General features: G+C 64.3%; 12 protein-coding genes. 7 read left to right on the forward strand and 5 right to left on the reverse strand.

The genetic code is table 11. The features are described from left to right. Positions 1 to 27: 27 nt before the first annotated feature. Genes G557_RS0109765 through G557_RS0109780 form a run of 4 tightly spaced genes read right to left on the reverse strand, consistent with a single transcriptional unit; the run spans position 28 to position 6,952 of the window. Positions 28 to 2,358, reverse strand: a complete 2,331-nt coding sequence (locus G557_RS0109765; protein WP_028245880.1) for a hydantoinase B/oxoprolinase family protein — start codon at positions 2,356 to 2,358, stop codon at positions 28 to 30. Next, positions 2,355 to 4,541: a hydantoinase/oxoprolinase family protein gene (locus tag G557_RS12965; protein ID WP_051224984.1), complete on the reverse strand. Its 2,187-nt coding sequence runs from the start codon at positions 4,539 to 4,541 to the stop codon at positions 2,355 to 2,357. Before G557_RS12965 ends, G557_RS0109765 begins: the two co-directional genes overlap by 4 nt. Further along, positions 4,538 to 4,960 (reverse strand): acetone carboxylase subunit gamma, encoded by a 423-nt coding sequence (locus G557_RS0109775; RefSeq protein WP_245542798.1) that lies wholly within the window; start codon positions 4,958 to 4,960, stop codon positions 4,538 to 4,540. The genes G557_RS12965 and G557_RS0109775 overlap by 4 nt, the downstream gene beginning before the upstream one ends. 45 nt (positions 4,961 to 5,005) lie before the next feature. Then, a complete protein-coding gene (locus G557_RS0109780; protein WP_028245882.1) occupies positions 5,006 to 6,952 on the reverse strand; it encodes a hydantoinase/oxoprolinase family protein in 1,947 nt (648 codons plus the stop codon). 224 nt (positions 6,953 to 7,176) lie between these two features. On the opposite strand from G557_RS0109780, the gene G557_RS12970 reads away from it, so the two are divergent. The 5 genes from G557_RS12970 to purM all read left to right on the forward strand — a co-directional run bounded on the left by G557_RS12970 (position 7,177) and on the right by purM (position 12,575). Beyond that, positions 7,177 to 8,934, forward strand: a complete 1,758-nt coding sequence (locus G557_RS12970; RefSeq protein WP_051224985.1) for a sigma-54-dependent Fis family transcriptional regulator — start codon at positions 7,177 to 7,179, stop codon at positions 8,932 to 8,934. An 83-nt stretch (positions 8,935 to 9,017) separates the two neighbouring features. Beyond that, the gene (locus tag G557_RS0109790) at positions 9,018 to 9,404 is read left to right on the forward strand and encodes a sterol carrier family protein (protein ID WP_028245883.1); all 387 of its coding nucleotides are present in this window, start codon (positions 9,018 to 9,020) and stop codon (positions 9,402 to 9,404) included. Between the two features lie 41 nt (positions 9,405 to 9,445). Beyond that, positions 9,446 to 9,880 carry a hypothetical protein gene (locus tag G557_RS13550; RefSeq protein ID WP_051224986.1) on the forward strand — a complete coding sequence of 145 codons (435 nt, stop codon included), beginning with the start codon at positions 9,446 to 9,448 and terminating at the stop codon, positions 9,878 to 9,880. 20 nt (positions 9,881 to 9,900) lie between these two features. Beyond that, positions 9,901 to 11,451, forward strand: a complete 1,551-nt coding sequence (purF, locus tag G557_RS12980; protein ID WP_245542812.1) for an amidophosphoribosyltransferase — start codon at positions 9,901 to 9,903, stop codon at positions 11,449 to 11,451. A gap of 26 nt (positions 11,452 to 11,477) precedes the next feature. After that, positions 11,478 to 12,575 (forward strand): phosphoribosylformylglycinamidine cyclo-ligase, encoded by a 1,098-nt coding sequence (purM, locus tag G557_RS0109805; protein ID WP_028245884.1) that lies wholly within the window; start codon positions 11,478 to 11,480, stop codon positions 12,573 to 12,575. 12 nt (positions 12,576 to 12,587) lie between these two features. Here the strand turns inward: purM and G557_RS0109810 are convergent, their stop codons facing one another. After that, positions 12,588 to 12,782: a DUF3073 domain-containing protein gene (locus tag G557_RS0109810; RefSeq protein WP_028245885.1), complete on the reverse strand. Its 195-nt coding sequence runs from the start codon at positions 12,780 to 12,782 to the stop codon at positions 12,588 to 12,590. Positions 12,783 to 12,968: 186 nt separating this feature from the next. Here G557_RS0109810 and G557_RS12985 point away from each other — a divergent pair, with 186 nt between their 5' ends. Both G557_RS12985 and G557_RS0109820 read left to right on the forward strand, forming a co-directional pair. Next, positions 12,969 to 16,157, forward strand: a complete 3,189-nt coding sequence (locus G557_RS12985; RefSeq protein ID WP_051224987.1) for an efflux RND transporter permease subunit — start codon at positions 12,969 to 12,971, stop codon at positions 16,155 to 16,157. Further along, positions 16,150 to 17,217: an LLM class flavin-dependent oxidoreductase gene (locus tag G557_RS0109820; RefSeq protein ID WP_051224988.1), complete on the forward strand. Its 1,068-nt coding sequence runs from the start codon at positions 16,150 to 16,152 to the stop codon at positions 17,215 to 17,217. The genes G557_RS12985 and G557_RS0109820 overlap by 8 nt, the downstream gene beginning before the upstream one ends. Positions 17,218 to 17,309 lie beyond the last annotated feature (92 nt).

Raw genomic sequence — 17,309 nt, forward strand, 5'->3', positions numbered from 1 at the left:
CTGCTGCGTGGCCGACCCCAGATGAGATCAGTGCTTGGCCTGCTGATGATCGTCGTGTCGATCCTCGAGCTCGCGCACGCGCGACTCGAGGCGCGCGATTTTCAGCTCATCCGGATCAGGCATCATGATGATCGGCAGCCGGTCGATGGTGTCTTTGACTCGCACCGGGCCCCGATTCGTGAAGTGCGTCGCGAACAGCTCGTCGTCCTCGTCGCCCCAAGAACCGTAGTAGAGCAGGTTGTCGCCGGGCTCGTCGGTCACGAAGTCCTCGACGAACTCGGCATACGGGCGTCCTCTGGAGATCCTGGCCGCCCGCTCCCGCGCACGCAGCTTTTCGGTGGCCTCCTGATCGACAACGAGGGTCTGCTCGTCCCAGACCACACGGTAGATCTCAGTCGCGACATGCGGCGAGATGCGATCGAGTTCCAGATCGGCGATCACGTCGGCGGGGTCTCGCTCGAGCGGATCGCCATAGCCGCCCCCTGTACCCTGGCTGATCATGTAGAGCTCACCGTCTTTGGCGATGTCGTACTGCAGCCCCATGTGGCTGGTGGTGTACGACGCACCCTCGAACGGCTGCTCGTTCATGACCCGCTCGATCGACAAATCGAACTGCGAGGGGTCACGGCGGAGCACGTCGTAGACATTGACGCCCTTAACCCGGCACAGTGGGTAGGTGTTGCTGCCATAGCCGCCGAACGCGCCGGTGATCGAAGGGAACTTCGCACCCGAGGTCACGGTCATGAATCCCCACAACGGTGTGTTCTCAGCTGCGACGATCATCTCGTAGCCCATACCGCCACGGAACTTGCCGAAGCCCTGGTTGTCGCGCACGATGCGCTTCGACACCAGCTGCATAAACGGCACCTCCTCCTCCATGACCTCCTGCTCTGCAGTGTCAGCCATGGCGCAGAACAGCGGGGACACGGCATCCTCACCATCACGGAAGGCCTTCGCGCCGCCCCCCATGCCGTTGAGGTCGGCGCAGAGGTTGCCGACTTGGTCGCCGTGTTGGGTGACACCGCCCCACAGGAAGGTGTTGATCTGGTTGAACCACGGCGCGATGACGTTCGAGAACTTCTCGGGGTTGGAGAACTGCAGCTTGGCCCAGGGATTCTGCAGAGCAGAGAACCCGCGGAACGAGGCCTGCAGCGACTGTCCCATCGGAGCGTCGTACCCTGCGTCGGCCCAGGTGTGTTCGTCGGAGATGATGTCGATGCACGACATCGCCGAGGTGCAGCGGGGGAGATCCGGCCACCAGAAGGCGAGAATGGCCTGCATCATCATTGACTTCACCGAGCACAGCGGGGAGTTGATGGCACGGTTGAGGATCTCTGAACCAGTGCCGCGCAGATCGATTGTCATCTTGTCGCCCTTGACCGTGATCGCGCAGGCCATCTTTATCAGGATGTTCTCGCGCAGCGTCGAGTCCATGAACTGATTAAAGCGCACGGTGCCATCTGGCAGTTCGCTGATGCGCCGTCGAACCTCGTTGTCCACGTCTTCGACAGTGATCCGCAGGGCGGCCACGAAAGCCTCCAGCCCCACTTCGTCGATCACAGTGTCGATGCGTTCGATGATGCGGTTGACCGCACCCATTTTGACCTTCATATCGGCGAGCTGCAGTTTTGGATCGCGTACCGAATGTTGCAGGAACGTCAGCAGATCGCGGCGCAGCTGACCTCCCTCCACGACTTTGAACGGCGACATGCGCAGCCCGTCATCAAAGGCAGACTCCGACCCGGAGGGCATGCCTCCGGGTTCGATGGCACCGTTCTCTCCTTCGTGAATGGTGGCAGCGACCCAGGCAATGATGCGACCGTCACGCATGATCGGCGTGATCATCGACTGATCAGTGTTGTGCACGTTGCCGAACCGGGCGTCGTTGTGGATGAAACCGTCGCCTGGGTTGATGCCGACGGTCGGCTCATCTTTCCAGTACTTCATGATGTACCGGATCGGATGGTGCAGAATCGCAGAAAACGCGATCACCCCATGACAAGACAGGTAGGCGACATCGCCTTCGGCAGTGTAGATGGCTGTTGTGAGGTCGCCCCACTTCGCGCCTGGAGCGGCACCCATGGCCTCGCACATTTCATAGCCCTCATCGAGGGCGCCCGCTATACGTTTGCGAATGCGATCGACCTGCAATGGGTCGATGCCCTTGGCCATACACTCGTCTTCAAACTCACTGCGGGTCGTGATGCTGTGACTGCGCATGATCTCTGGGTCAGGGCCCAAGAAGAGCGTTGTCTCGTCCATGAACTCCTGCACCCACTGTTGCTCCTGTGGGGTCAGCTCGGCACGGGGTGTGCCCTCTGCAGCCGGACGGCCGCCGGTGATGTCTGCGATGGTCATGATGAACTCCTCGAAGTGTTGGATGCTGCCTTTGCGCCGAGATCGGCGAGGTCGGTACCGTGTTTCAAAAACCAGACGGCACCTTGAACGGTGGGCTCGAGTCGCCATCCCGGTTCGACGAGGTACGTCGTGCTCTCGGTAGTGACGATCGCTGGGCCGTGGATCACGCTGTGCTCCGTGAGTGCTGTGGCGTCATACACAGCGGTTTCGAGCGGTCGATCATGACCGACGAAGTGCGCGAGACGCGTCGCCTTCGGGGTCGGCTCGGTGCGTGGGACCGAACTCACCAGGTCGTCGAAGCGCACGGTCTCACCGTCGACGAATGAGGCAACGCGCACAGCCTGCACGCGGATGCCCGCTTCCGGAGCCTGCGAACCCTCGCCGTAGCGCTGGCCGTAGATCTCCGAGAAGGTGCGGATCATGTGCAGCACATCTCCCACGTTGTGCATACGGGTGATGTCGAACGAAACTGCAGTGGTCACCAGCTGATTGCCGTAGCGCAGATCCATTTCGAGCCGGTGTCGCACTTGGCTTTCGTCGATGCCCTGACGCTTCAGATCGGCGACGCCCTGTTTTTCGAGGGCCTCGGCGATGGCGTTGAACTCGTCATAGCGTTCGTACAGGCTGCGATTCGTCGGGTTGTACAACACGATGTGCACGCTCTTCTCGTGGAAATGCAGCTGACGCATGTTTCCGGCACCGCAAGCCGAGAACACTGAAGAGAACGGCGGCGCGAGCACTCGCGTGATACCAGCCTGATCGGCGATACCGCACGCGTGAAGTGGGCCGTTGCCGCCGTAGGCCAGCATAGTGAAGTCCTCTGGCAGATAACCGCGCACGCGCAGCTCCTTGGCGATGCCGATGGCCATCTGCTCGTCGGCGGCCGACTTCACCACCTTGGCCGCCTCCACGGCGGAGAGATCCAGCGCGTCGCCGAGTTCCTCCTCCATGATGAATCTGGCCCGCCGCTGGTTCAGCTTGATGAAGCCGTTGGCGTAATCATCCGGATCGAGGTAGCCCAGCAACAGGTCGGCATCGGTTACCGTCGGGTGTAGTCCGCCGCGGTCATAGCAAGCGGGCCCGGGGGTAGAACCAGCAGACTCCGGCCCGATGCGCACAGCCTGGTGGATGCGGTCATAGCTGGCGATCGAGCCTCCACCGGCCCCTAGCGTGAGCAGGTGGATCATCGGCACTGACACCAGCCATCGGTCGATGGTGGGCTGGAAGTCATAGTGCCTCACCCCTCCTTCGGGGATGAGTCCGATGTCGAAGGAAGTGCCGCCCATATCGGTGGTGATGATGTTGCCGATGCCGGTAGACGCGGCCAGCGATTCGCCTGCGCCCACACCGGCGATGGGGCCGGAGTGGATGGTCTGCAAAGCGTCGGTGGAATTCATCTGCGCCATACCGCCGCTGTTGTGGATGAGCAGCATGGGGCGTCGGTAGCCGGAGTCGCGCAAATTGTTGCCCAGCTGTGCGAAGGCGTGAAACATGATTTCGTGCAAGAACCCGTCGATGATCGTCGAAGTCGACCGCACGTACTCTCCCTTGCGCCCGGAGACTTGGTGACCGAGCAGAACAGGAATGGCTCCCAGCTGATGCGCGGGGTACTCATCGAGGATGATCTCCTGGATGCGCAGCTCGTGCTCGGGGTTCTCGGTTGAGTTCACTAGCGACACCACGATGGCCTCGGCTCCGACGTCGATGAGCTCGCGAACCTTCGTGCGTACGTCGGTTTCGTCGAGATCGACGACGATCTCGCCAGCGGAGTTCACCCGCTGGCGCACCGAGCGCACGAGCTCTCGGGGAACCAGAGGGTCAGGACGCTCCGCCGCGGGCAGGTTCTGCTGGGCGCTCGGGTCGAGCCCCTCGCCGTAGCCCCGGCCGCGGGAGAGGTGAATGGTGTCCTCGAATCCGTGGGTCACCAGAGCGGCCACGCGGGGGCCCTTGCGCTCGATGAGCGCGTTGGTGCCGAGTGTCGTGGCATAGCGCACCGAATCCACCCCGGTGAGCACCTCGTCACGGCCGAGTCCAGCCCGCGAGCAGGCGAGGTCGAGGGCCTCATTGAATCCCAGGGCCAGATTCTGATGCGTGGTGAGCGCCTTGGCCTCGACGTACTGGTCATCCCAGACGAAGAAGCAGTCGGTGAAGGTGCCACCGATGTCGACCGATACGCGTCTCATGCCGCACCTCCCTGCGATCCATGGGCGTGACGTTCGCCCTCCGGCTCTGAGCCGTCCTCCGGGCCGTACTTGACGACCTCCTCGGGGTCGACGCCACGTGCTGCCCACTGCTCGCGCAGCGCGTCGACGTCCCATTCCATGTCGACGACGGGGGGATGCCCCGGTGGCAGATACTCGGTCTCCATCTGGGTGCCGCAGCCAGGGCAGTAGTACTCCAGGATCCGGCAGTAGGTCGGGTCGGGTGAGAACGTGAACTCGTATCTCTCCGGGTCGATGATGGGTTGGTGGATCTCCCTCGGATCACGGTCGTAGACGAGCGTGCCCTCCTTGTAGTTGCCGCGGGCGCTGCCGAGGTCGTGTCCGCATCGTCGACACTGCCACTTCTCTGTGTCCAGGTCGATGAGCAGATACTCGGTCATCGGTACTCGCATGTGCTTCTCCTCTCTGTGAATGGGGGTGGGAATTCAGGACGCCTGGACCGGGGTCTCGTCTGTCAGCAGCAGATCGCCGGCCGCGGTGACCTCGAAGCGCCATCCGCCGAGGACGCGGGCGGTGTAGAACGGCCCCTCGACGATGGCGGGCCCGTTGGCGCGGGCCCCGGGCTGTTGCTCCTCGAGGCGGTAGACGGGCACATCCTCGACCAGTGTCGCGTCAGCCCGCACAGAGCGCGTCGTGGCCGCCCGGGCCTCGACCGGCTCCGGGCGCTGCGCGGCGTCGATCTCGACGTGCGGCAGCTCCCGCGCGGCGGTCAGCGAGAGCGTGGCGACCTCTCCGTCGGCCAGCTCCAGCGCGTCTTCGGGCCGGTAGTCGACGACGCGGGCGTCGGTCTCGTCGTCGGCACGCTCAATGGTCACCGTCGTGCTGATCGTGCACTCTGAGAGGTCGTGCCCCTCCTGGAACATGTCGCGTTCTGCGCGCTTGAGCAGGCGTCGATACTGCTCTTCGAGATCTTCGGCAGAGGTCGCGTCGAGTGCCACCTCGTAGGTCTGGCCGATGTCCGAGAACCCGATGCCGAACGCCGAGAACACCGCGGCGAGTCGGGGGATGAGTACCTGGCGCACCCCCGCGAGGCGTGCCGCACCCGCGGCGCTCATGGGACCGGCGCCGCCGAAGGCCGCCACCGTCGTGTGGTCGGCGTCTTCGATCCGGTCGGCGAACGCGTTGGCGATCGCCTGGAAGTATGCCGCCTCCATCTGCACCAGGGCCTCTTCGAGTGTGATGCCGAGCGGGTCGGCGACGGTCTTCGTGATGACCGCGCGTGAGCGCTCGGCGTCGAGGGCGAGTGCACCGTCGAGGTAGGTGTCTGCGTCGAGCACCCCGAGCAGCAGGTTCACGTCGGTGATGGTGGCGTGCTCACCGCCGAACCCGAAGCAGGCCGGTCCGGGGGCGGCGCCGACGCTGCGCGGGCCCACGGTGATCCGACCGTCGCGGGCGGCGATGATCGAACTGCCGCCGACGCCTGCGGAGTGCACGTCGCTCAGCGGGAACGACACCGAGACACCGCCCACGGTGCCGCGACGCTGCGTGACGATCTCGGCTGAGGTGACCACGCCCACATCGGTGGTGGTGCCTCCGACGTCGATCATCAGCACGGTGTCGAGACCGTAGGCGCGGGCCAGGGCCCTCGTCCCTTCCATGCCTCCACGAGGCCCGGAGGAATAGGTTTTCAGAGCGACCGACTTGGCCACGCGGGAGGATGCACCGTCATTGCGGTAGATGAGCAGCGGGTTGCGCACACGGTGGTCACGGAGCCTGTGCTCGGTGTTGTAGAGGAATCGCTCGATGGTCGGGTGCAGGAAGCTGTTGAGCACCCCCGACCACATCCGACGCGCGGTGTCGCGATCGGCCACGAAGTCGGAGGAGTACAGCACGGGCACCGAGCCGAGCAGGTGCCGGGGGAATGCTCTCAGCAGCACCCGACGGATGCGTGCCTCCTCGGCGCCGTCCAGGCCGCCTGCCCCGATCACGATGCGGGCTGCACCGTCGATGGTGAGCCTGTTGACCAGGGGCACGATGTCGGCGGCGAGTCGCTCGTCATCGACGGAGAGATCGATCACCGCGTGGCGTTCGCCGATCAGATCGTCGAACACCTGGCGCTCTGCGGGGGTGTCACGCATCGCCTCGATGGTCGCCGCGTCATCGCTGATCACGCCGATCTTCGGCCCCTGGCGCTCCACCAGAGCGTTCGTGCCCTGCGTGGTCGAATAGCGGATGTGGTCGGTGCCGTGCAGCAGTCGGGGCAGATCCTCTCGGTCGAACAGTGTGGTCGAGGCCTTGGCGAGCCCGTCGAACAGGCACTGTGAGAGATCGAAGGGTGTAGTGAGCGTCTTGGTGTAAGTCACCCGCCCCTCGTCCCACACACAGATGTCGGTGAGCGTGCCCCCGTTGTCAATGTTGATCAGCCGTCCCATCGAATGCTCCTTTGCGCTGGATGAACGTGAATCGTCGGTCTGTGGTTGTCGGGTCCACGCCGTCGGCGCTCCAGATGACCCTCGATGATCAGTGTCGTGCGGCGGTCGGTGGGCGAACTGTCCGAAAATGAGACAGCGCCGTCGCTGACGTATACGGTTCGACATCGTCGGGCTCGATGGGGTAGTTTTCGTCCATCCGTTCACGGTGACAAAGGAGTCAGCTCATGAACGAGACTTCATCGGTGCCCCACGCCCACGAGGGCGGCCGGGCGCACGCGGTCGTCGACGAGGGATTCGTGCGCGCATCCTGGCGGCGCTCGCAGCTGGCCGGCGTGCAGCAGGGCGGGAAGGAATCGCCGTTTCTCGGCAAGGTCGACGACTCACGCCTGCTGCGCTGCGCCGGCGAGCCCTTGGCCAGACTCCGGGAGACGATCGAGCATCTGCCGGTCTCGATCGCGCTGTCTGACAACAGGGCCCGCATCCTCACCAGGTTCGACAACTCCACCAAGGTGGGCTCCGCCCTCGATGCGGTCAGTTTTGCGCCGGGATTCGATTACGCCGAGACCGCGATCGGCACCAACGGCATCGGCACCGTGCTCGCCTCCGGGCGTGCCGCGCACATTGCGGGGGAACACCACTTTCAGGAGCGGTTCATGCGTCTGACCTGTTCCGGCGCCCCCATCCGTGACCCGCTGACCGGCCGCATCGAGGGGGTGCTCGATCTCAGTGGCATCAGCACCGACGCCTGTGTGGTCATGCACTCGCTGGTGCGCTCGGGAGCCCGGGAGATCGAGCGTGCTCTGCTGCTCGATCGCAGCGTCGCTCAGCGGGCGATCTTCGAGCGCTTCGTGCTGGCTGACGCGCGGGGCCAGCACGCTGTGTTCGCGGCAGGGGAGCGGCTGTCCATGGCCAACGCCGAGGCGCAGCGTGTGTTCACCGTGACCGAGCAGCAGTGGATCGGCCAGCACGCCCTCTTCGTGCTCGAGGGAGGGCGCGATCGCAGAGAGGAGCTGGAGCTGCCCACCGGTGATCCCGTGCGTCTGGTGTGCCGAGTGGTCACCGTCGCCGACATCGCTGTGGGGGTGGTCTGCGAGGCGCGACGCGTGAACCGAGCGGTGCGGCGGCAGCTTGAGGCAGGCCCGTCGGATGCTGCCAGGCTCGGCACGCCGGATGCTGCAGAGCTCGGTGCGACGCCGAGCGTGCAGCAGGCCTGTACGCAGATCGAGCGCCTGATCAGTGCCGCACGGCCGGTGATCGTGCTCGGCGAGCCCGGAACGGGCCGGGTGTCTCTGGTCGAGAGCATCTGGCGGCGGTGCCGACCTCAGGGGCGCGTGGTGTGCCTCGATGCGGAGTCGCTCAACCGGGGTGAGTGCGCAGTGCGCCCGTCTGCACAGGCGGCAGACCTGCTGGTGCTCGTCCGTGATGTGCAGCGACTCTCGCCGGCAGGCGATCGAGCGCTCGACCGTCTGCTGGGTGACGAGGGCGAGCTCTCCGGGGCCGCGGTGGCCGCCACCATGACCGTGCTGCCCCAGGGCGTCCCCGAGGGCGCGGCTGCCGAACTGGCCCGCTTCGAGGAGACCGTGACGGTGCCGGCGCTCAGACATCGCCGAGCCGACATCCCGCTGATGGTCGGTCGCATGCTGGAGCGTCGGGGGTTCGGTGGGCGCAGCGCGCTCAGCCCCGAGGCGATGCGGGTGCTGTGCGCGCACGACTGGCCAGGTAACCTGCATGAGCTCGAGCAGGTGGTCGATCATGTGCTCGCGCGGCGGCCAGTCGGGCGGATCCCGCCCGAAGACCTTCCGGCCTCGTGTTTCACGCAGGGGCGCATCCCGCTCGGCGAGCTTGAACGCGCGGAGCGCGACGCGATCGTCGCCGCACTGCGCGAGCAGGGCGGCAACCGCAGCCGGGCGGCGGTCGCACTCGGCATCTCGCGCTCGTCGCTGTATCGCAAGCTTCAACTGTTCGGCATCGCGGAGTGCTGATGCCAGAGCTCGCGAGAGCCGCGTCCGTCCTCCGCGGGCGGCGCACGCTCCTCGGTGGCGACGGCACGGCATAGAATCTGGGCATGGCCATCAGACGCATCGACGAACGCACCGGGCTCGAGGCCTATCGGGCTGCGACGCGCGGGGCGGCGGTCAGTGACGTTGATCGCACCACTCTGGCCTGCGCCGTTCGCTTTACGCTGCAAGAGCTCGCGGCCGACCAGCCGGGGCATGCGGTGGAGGTTCGGGTGCCGCCGTTCGGTGCTGTGCAGTGCATCGAGGGGCCGCGGCACACCCGTGGCACACCGCCCAATGTGATCGAGACGGATGCACAAACCTGGCTTGATCTCGTGGCCGGTCGACGCACGTGGCAGGACGCAGTCGCCGGCGGGTCGGTCGATGCCTCCGGGGCGCGAGCAGACCTCGGGCATCTGCTGCCACTGCCGGGTATGGCTCGGCCGTTGGGCTGAGCGTGGTCAGGCGCGCTCGTGGAGTGGGGTAGTTTTAACAGGTGAGCGAACAGACGCAGCACGTACAGGTCGAAGTGCGCAGTGCCCCCAAATTTCTCACGTTTGCCGTGTTCGGCGCCGTCATCGGTGTGGTCGCGGCGGCGGTGATCACTCTCGTCTCCGGCGGCGGAACCTCTTCTGAAGAGTCTGGTGTGCGACAGGTCTCCACACTGCAGGCTTTTGGTCTGCTGGCCCTGGCTTTGGCTGCCGCAGGAGCAGTTCTCGCGCTCGCGGCGGCACTGATCGCCGAGCGAGTGCTGCGCAGTCGCACGAGTGTGGCCTTGGCCGTACACGAAGTCGTCGAACCTGATGCCGGCGAGTCTGCCCCTGTGGGTGGCGTGAGCGCTGCTGAGGGTGAGACAATTGATCTTCCCCAACACGATGATGACCGGCCAGCCGAGGCGACGGCTGACCGCCCGTCGTCAGACAAGGAGTGACCGTGGCTCGCGGTGACGGCATGCTCAATCACGACCTGCTTCCAGACGAGAAGGGGCCACAAGACGAGTGCGGCGTGTTCGGCGTCTGGGCGCCGGGCGAAGAAGTTTCTAAACTCACGTATTTTGGCCTGTTCGCATTGCAGCATCGCGGCACCGAGTCGGCGGGCATCGCCACCTCAGACGGTCATCAGATCACTGTGTACAAAGACATGGGTCTCGTTTCGCAGGTCTTTGATGAGTCATCGCTCAATTCTCTGGTCGGCCATATTGCGGTGGGCCACAATCGCTATTCCACCACGGGTCGATCCACATGGGCCAACGCTCAGCCGACCTTGGGCAAGACGGCCAACGGCACGGTTGCGCTCGGTCACAACGGCAACCTGACCAATACTGCCGAGCTGCTGCGCCTGCTGCACGATCTGCACCCAGATCAGCGTTTCGGCGAGCTCTCGCACGGCAACACCACCGACACGGCAGTGCTCACCGCGCTGCTCAGCGGCGATCCCGACCACACGCTCGAAGCCACGGCGATGCAGATTCTGCCGCAGGTACGCGGAGCTTTCTGCCTAGCGTTCATGGACGAACACACGCTCTATGCGGCACGTGACCCGCAGGGTGTGCGCCCGTTGGTGCTGGGTCGACTCGAGCGCGGCTGGGTTGTGGCCAGCGAGACCGCAGCCCTCGACATCGTCGGTGCGTCGTTCGTGCGCGAAGTCGAACCCGGCGAGCTCATCGCCATCGACGAGAACGGGGTGCGGTCGCAGCGTTTCGCCGAGAAGCATCGGGCGGGCTGCGTCTTCGAATACGTCTACCTCGCTCGGCCCGACACCACCATCAACGGTCGTTCGGTCAATGCCTCCCGCATCGAGATGGGCAAGGCGCTGGCACGTGAATATCCGGTCGAAGCTGATTTGGTCATCCCGACGCCTGATTCGGGCACACCCGCAGCCATCGGCTATTCGCAAGAGTCGGGCATTCCCTATGGGCAGGGTCTGGTCAAGAACGCCTATGTCGGGCGCACGTTCATTCAGCCCTCGCAGACCATTCGTCAGCGGGGCATTAGGCTGAAGCTCAACCCACTGCGTGAGGTCATCGCAGGCAAGCGCCTCGTGGTTATCGATGACTCCATCGTGCGCGGCAACACTCAGCGCGCCGTGGTGGCTATGCTCCGTGAGGCTGGTGCCTCTGAGGTGCACGTGCGCATCTCGTCGCCGCCGATCACCTGGCCGTGCTTTTACGGCATCGACTTCGCCTCGCGAGCCGAGCTGATTGCCTCGGGTGCCTCCATCGAAGAGATCGGCCGTATGATCGGCGCCGACTCGCTGGGCTACATCAGCAAAGACGGCATGATCGCCGCCACTGAGCAGTCTGAATCTGAACTGTGCACGGCCTGCTTCACCGGTCACTACCCGATCCCGCTGCCTGACGAGAGCGAGCTCGGCAAAGACCTGCTCGAGCAGCCGCCGGCATGCAACCCCGGACCAGACAGCGAACTCGACTCGCTGGTCGATGCCGCCTCTGGCATCACCCATGGTCAGCTCGGTCACACGCAGACCGTCCATCACGCCTGAACACCCACACTGAGAGAGAGCACCCTGTGAGCCTGTATGCCCAAGCCGGAGTCGACACCGAAGCCGGAGACCGCGCGGTCGAACTCATGAAAGCCTCTGTGCAGGCGACACACGGGCCGCAGGTCATCGGCGGCGTCGGCGGCTTTGCCGGGTTGTTCGACATCTCAGCAGTTAAAGGGCTCGAGCATCCGGTGCTCGCCACATCGACCGACGGAGTGGGCACCAAGGTCGCCATCGCGCAGGCGATCGACAAGCACGACACCATCGGACAAGATCTTGTCGGCATGGTCGTCGACGACATTGTGGTCGTGGGCGCGCGCCCGCTGTTCATGACCGATTACGTGGCCACCGGCCAGGTGGTGCCCGAGCGCATTGCCACCATCGTCGACTCCATCGCCCGTGCCTGCGCGGCAACCGGCACCGCACTGATCGGTGGCGAGGTCGCTGAGCATCCTGATCTGCTGGGCCCTGACGAGTACGATCTCGCCGGCGCAGCGGTCGGCGTGGTCGACTATGAGCGTCGTCTCGACCCCGCGCGAGTGCAGGCAGGCGACGTGCTGATCGCCTTGGCGTCCAGTGGTCTGCACTCGAATGGCTACTCATTGGTGCGGCGTGTGCTGGCCGATGCCGGTCTGCAGTACACCGATACGCTGCCCGAGTTCTCTCACACCATCGGCGAAGAGCTGCTCGAGCCCACTCGTCTCTATGCGGCTCCGGTTGTGCAGGTGCTTGGCGATGCTCAGCTGGGCGCAGGTGTGCACATGCTCAGCCACATCACCGGCGGGGGCATTGCCGCCAATCTGGCTCGCGTGCTGCCGGCTGGGCTCTGGGTCGAGGTTGACCGCTCCACGTGGCAGCCGCCTGGGGTGTTCAGCGTGCTGGCAGATCTCGGTGGTTTTGGTCTGCGCGAAGTCGAAGACACCTGGAACTTGGGCCTCGGCATGGCCGCCTTTGTGGATGCCCAATTGGCCGACGAGATCATCGCGGCGTTCGAGCGCGCGGGTGTGCCGGCGTGGCAGGTGGGTGTGGTCAGCGACCAAGCCCGAGATCTCGAGGGCTTTACCGTGGGGGCGAAGGGTGTGACTGCGGGAGCGGTGCGCTTGGTCGGAGACTATCGCGGCTGAGGCCGCGCGGCGTCAGCGCTCGTCGTCTTCGTCGGGGTCGTCTTCGGCCGGGTAGTCGTATTTGCTCCACTCATCAGTGGGGAGCTCATCATCATGACCATGCCCGGTCAGCTCGCGTTCAAGGGCGGCGTAATCGGTCGCCGGCACGTTGTACTTCAGTTGTCGGGCAACTTTGGTGTGTTTCGCCTTCTGGCGGCCGCGTCCCATGAACGAGACCTCCTGTCATGCTCAGATTCGACGACGTGCACCAGAGTAAGAATGCACAGAATGCCTAGCAGTCTACCACGCGCGGCACCGGCCGCCGAGATTCTTGGCGACCAACGACGTCACGGCAGGTGACAGTGCCGACTCTGGTGAGCATCCGCAGTCATACCGATGTGGAAGAATGCAGATATGGTCGGCTCAGTCTCGCGAGCCACCGGTGAGGATGACATGTTCCGTCTGGCCAAGCTGAGTCTGGCGAATCGCGCGTTGATCGCCCTGGTCACCGTGGTGATCGCTTTCTTTGGCGTCTACGCGATGACCAACGCCAAACAGGCGCTCATGCCCAACATTCAGCTGCCGATCGTCGTCGTGCAGACCAGCTCGCCGGGCAACGCGCCTGACGTGGTCGACGCACAGCTCTCGACACCGATCGAGAGTGCGCTGCAGAGCATCGACATCATCGACTCCACGTCGTCGACGTCGAGCACCGGGTCTTCGGTGGTCACCGCACGATTCGCCTTCGGCACCGATACCGTCGCTGCCGAGCAGAAAGTGCAACAGGCGGTCAATCGAATTTCCAGTCTGCTGCCCGAGGGCTCTGACCCGATCATTGCCACCGGCTCGACCGACGATATTCCCGTGGTGCAGATCGCCGCCACATCGACCACGCTGAGTGCTGTCGAGATCGGTGAACGGCTCGAAGACGGCACCACGAATACGATCGAGCATATTGACGGCGTCGCCGCAGCGACCGTCGTCGGAGCCGGCTCCCGCGAGGTGCGAATTGTGCCCGACGATGCCGCCTTGGCCGAACGCGGCCTGACCACCGCATCCATCACACAGGCCCTGACCACCAACGGCACTGTGGCCGGTGCTGGGCAGGTGACCGAAGGCGACCGTGACCTCTCGGTGCGGGTCGGGTCTAAATTCACCTCGATCGACGACCTCAATGCACTGCCACTGCTGCCGGTGACCACGTCTGCCTCGACCGCCTCGTCGGCCACAGCGACACTGCAAGAGACGACACTCGGCGAGGTCGCCACGGTATCGCTCGAGCAGCAGCCGGTCACCAGCATCAGCCGAGTGAACGGTGACACCGCGGTCACGGTGCAGGTGACTAAGCGTGCCGATGGCAACACGGTTGACGTCTCGCAGCAGATTAACAAGCAGCTCTCTGACCTGCAGGCACAGCTTGGCGGAGACGTGCAGCTGACGGTCATCTACGATCAGGCGCCCTTCATCGAGCAGTCGATCGAGTCGCTGTCAACCGAAGGGCTGCTCGGCCTTGGGTTCGCAGTGATCGTGATCCTGCTGTTCTTGATGTCAGTGCGCTCAACCATCGTGACGGCGATCTCGATCCCCACGTCACTGCTGGTCACCTTCATCGGCATCGAATTCGCCGGGTACTCGCTGAATGTGCTGACCTTGGGCGCGCTCACTATCGCGATCGGCCGAGTGGTCGACGACTCGATTGTGGTCATCGAGAACATCAACCGGCATCTCGAGTTGGAGCGGGGAGAGAATCGACAGACGATCATTCTGCATGCAGTGCGCGAGGTTGCCGGTGCAGTCACCGCGTCGACGCTGACCACCGCGGCGGTGTTTTTGCCAGTTGGCTTTGTCAGCGGTGTGGTGGGGGAGCTCTTCAAACCCTTCGCCTTCACCGTGGTCATCGCGCTGGCAGCATCACTGTTCGTCTCGCTGACCATCGTGCCCGTGCTGGCCTACTGGTTCCTGCGGCCGAAGTCGCGGCACTCCAATGCGCAGAACGACCCGGCCTCGGTGATCGAGCTCGCCGAAGAGCCCAAGACGCGTTTGCAGCGCTGGTACGAACCCGTGCTGGAGACCACGCTGCATCACCCCTGGACGACTCTCGTCTCAGCAGTCGTTGTGTTGGCCATCACGCTCGCGCTGACCCCGCTGCTCGAGACCAACTTCATCGGTGACTCCGGAGAGAACTCCGCGTCGGTATCGCAGACGCTGCCGAGCGGCACCACTCTCGAGGTGGCAAGTGCACAGGCGCAGAAAGTCGAAGATGCGGTGTCAGCCGTGCCTGGCGTTGAGACGGTGACTGCAACGATCGGCACGACTGGGCGGCTTACTACCTCGAGCTTTCTCGGCGGTGCCGAGGCGAGCGCCACATTCCAGATCGCCTTTGACTCCGATCGTGATGCCGAGCAGGTGCAGACCGATCTTCGAGCCGCGCTCGACTCGCTGACTGACGCGGGCGACCTGTCTCTGACGATGGGTGACTCCTCGGGCGTCTCGTCAAACGTCGAGCTCGACATTCAGGCTCCTGATGACGAGCGCCTGCGACAGGCGACCGATGATCTGACCACACGTCTGAGCGACCTCGACGAAGTGGCTGCGGTCGAGAGTGATCTGACCAGCACCATCGATACGGTGCATGTCGATGTCGATCGCGCACAGGCGGCAGCACATGGCATCACCGAGACGCAGATCGTGAGCACACTCGCACAACTGCTCGACCCGAGCCAAGTCGCCGAGGTCACGCTCGACGAGCAGAATGTTGCCGTGGTGGTTCGCTCTGACGACCAACCAACGACCATTGACCAGCTGCGCGACGTCGACATCACTACACCCGCCGGAGTGGTCAAACTGTCAGATCTCGCCTCCGTCGACCAGCAGCAGGTGGCTGCATCGATCCACAGTATTCGTGGCCAGCGCTCGGCGACCATCACCGTCACCCCGGTCGGCGATGACCTCACCAGCGTGTCGAACGCAGTGAGCCAGGTCACCGATGAAGTGCAGCTGCCCGACGGCGTCTCAGTGTCGACCGGCGGTGTGCTGGCCGACCAGTCCGATGCGTTCCACAGTCTGGGCCTCGCGCTGTTGGCGGCCATCCTCATCGTGTATGTGATCATGGTTGCGACCTTCCGCTCGCTGCGCCAACCGCTGCTGCTGCTGATTTCAATTCCGTTTGCCGCCACCGGTGCACTGCTGCTGCAGCTGATCGCCGGGGTGCCACTCGGTGCTGCTTCGCTGGTGGGCGTGCTGATGCTGATCGGTATTGTGGTGACCAATGCGATCGTGCTGATCGATTTGGTCAACCAGTTCCGAGCTCGTGGAGTGCCGGTGCGAGAAGCGGTTGTCGAAGGCGCATCGCGCCGTCTGCGGCCGATTCTGATGACAGCCGCGGCCACAGTGTTCGCACTGGTGCCTATGGCCATCGGCATGACCGGGCACGCCGGGTTCATTTCGCAGCCACTCGCTCTCGTGGTCATCGGTGGGCTGGTCTCATCCACCGTGCTGACGCTGCTGGTGCTGCCGGTGCTGTACTTTATGGTCGAAGGGCGTTCAGAACGCCGGGCGAGCCAAAAGGCCCTGGGCGAACCGAAGGAGGCAGTTGATGAGTGAATCGGCGTCAGAACCGCAGGAGGCATTGCGCCTGTCTGTGCTCGATCTGATTCCCGTTCGCACTGGCCAGAGCACACCACAGGCGTTGCAGGCCTCGCTACAGCTGGCTCAGACCGCCGATGCCCTGGGCTTTCACCGATATTGGGTCGCTGAGCATCACAACACCGCCGGTGTCGCCTCGACCACGCCTCCGGTGATTTTGGGGCTCATCGGCTCGGTCACCAATCGCATTCGGCTCGGCTCTGGCGGCGTCATGCTGCTCAACCATCAACCGCTGGTCGTCGCCGAGCAGTTCACGCTGCTGGCACATGCCTTTCCAGGGCGCGTCGACCTCGGAATCGGTCGAGCACCAGGCACCGACCCGGTCACCTCGTTTGTGCTGCGTGCCGGCAGCGATCAGCGTCAGCAGGTGGCCGAGTACCCGCAGCGGGTCACAGAGCTGCTCGAACTGTTGGCCGGGCAGTTCAGCTTCGAGCTGGCGGATGGCCGACTCTATCCAGTCGCCGCCTCGCCGACACTTCCCGCACGGCCTCCTGTGGTGTGGCTGCTGGGCTCCTCTGAGTACTCGGCGCGGCTGGCCGCAGAGCTCGGTGTGCATTACGTGTTCGCACACCACTTCTCGGGCGGCGACGCCACGGGAATCGTTGACAGATACCGATCTGCGTACTGTGGCACAGATCAGCCGCGCACATTCATTACTGCAAACGTGCTGATTGCAGACTCCGATGAGCAGGCGCAGCAGCTGGCCCTACCCCAGCTCATCGGCATGGCTCGACTGCACACTCAAGGTGGCACTGGTCCGCAGCTCACCGTTGAGCAGGCGGCGCGGGCCGAACTCACCGACGAGCAGCGTGGTCTTGTCGAGCGCATGCGCTCGAGGTGGGTGATTGGCACCGCTGAGAGCGTGGCCGAGCGCCTGCGGGCGACTGCGACCCATTTCGGAGTCGACGAGATCATGGTGCACCCCATTGGTGGCGCTCGTGAATCCGAACCACTCACTGAGAATGCTGCGCGAACCGGCACGCTGCAGCAGCTCGCTGAGGTCTTTGCGCTGAAGTGAGCATCCTGACGATGTCGCCCCGATGACCATCGTGTGAACCATTCACGGGATTGTGACATTCGCGGTTGCCAAGCAGACGAATGCGTCTACAC

It is taken from the genome of Pseudoclavibacter soli DSM 23366 (genome assembly GCF_000423505.1).
Taxonomy (GTDB): Bacteria; Actinomycetota; Actinomycetes; order Actinomycetales; family Microbacteriaceae; genus Pseudoclavibacter_A; species Pseudoclavibacter_A soli.

What these genes read in the sequence shown, in the direction of transcription:
- G557_RS0109765 (WP_028245880.1), bottom strand. Translation starts at nt 2,358, where the DNA reads ATGACCATCGCAGACATCACCGGCGGCCGTCCGGCTGCAGAGGGCACA.
- G557_RS12965 (WP_051224984.1), bottom strand. Translation starts at nt 4,541, where the DNA reads ATGAGACGCGTATCGGTCGACATCGGTGGCACCTTCACCGACTGCTTC.
- G557_RS0109775 (WP_245542798.1), bottom strand. Translation starts at nt 4,960, where the DNA reads ATGACCGAGTATCTGCTCATCGACCTGGACACAGAGAAGTGGCAGTGT.
- G557_RS0109780 (WP_028245882.1), bottom strand. Translation starts at nt 6,952, where the DNA reads ATGGGACGGCTGATCAACATTGACAACGGGGGCACGCTCACCGACATC.
- G557_RS12970 (WP_051224985.1), top strand. Translation starts at nt 7,177, where the DNA reads ATGAACGAGACTTCATCGGTGCCCCACGCCCACGAGGGCGGCCGGGCG.
- G557_RS0109790 (WP_028245883.1), top strand. Translation starts at nt 9,018, where the DNA reads ATGGCCATCAGACGCATCGACGAACGCACCGGGCTCGAGGCCTATCGG.
- purF (WP_245542812.1), top strand. Translation starts at nt 9,901, where the DNA reads ATGCTCAATCACGACCTGCTTCCAGACGAGAAGGGGCCACAAGACGAG.
- G557_RS0109810 (WP_028245885.1), bottom strand. Translation starts at nt 12,782, where the DNA reads ATGGGACGCGGCCGCCAGAAGGCGAAACACACCAAAGTTGCCCGACAA.
- G557_RS12985 (WP_051224987.1), top strand. Translation starts at nt 12,969, where the DNA reads ATGGTCGGCTCAGTCTCGCGAGCCACCGGTGAGGATGACATGTTCCGT.
- G557_RS0109820 (WP_051224988.1), top strand. Translation starts at nt 16,150, where the DNA reads ATGAGTGAATCGGCGTCAGAACCGCAGGAGGCATTGCGCCTGTCTGTG.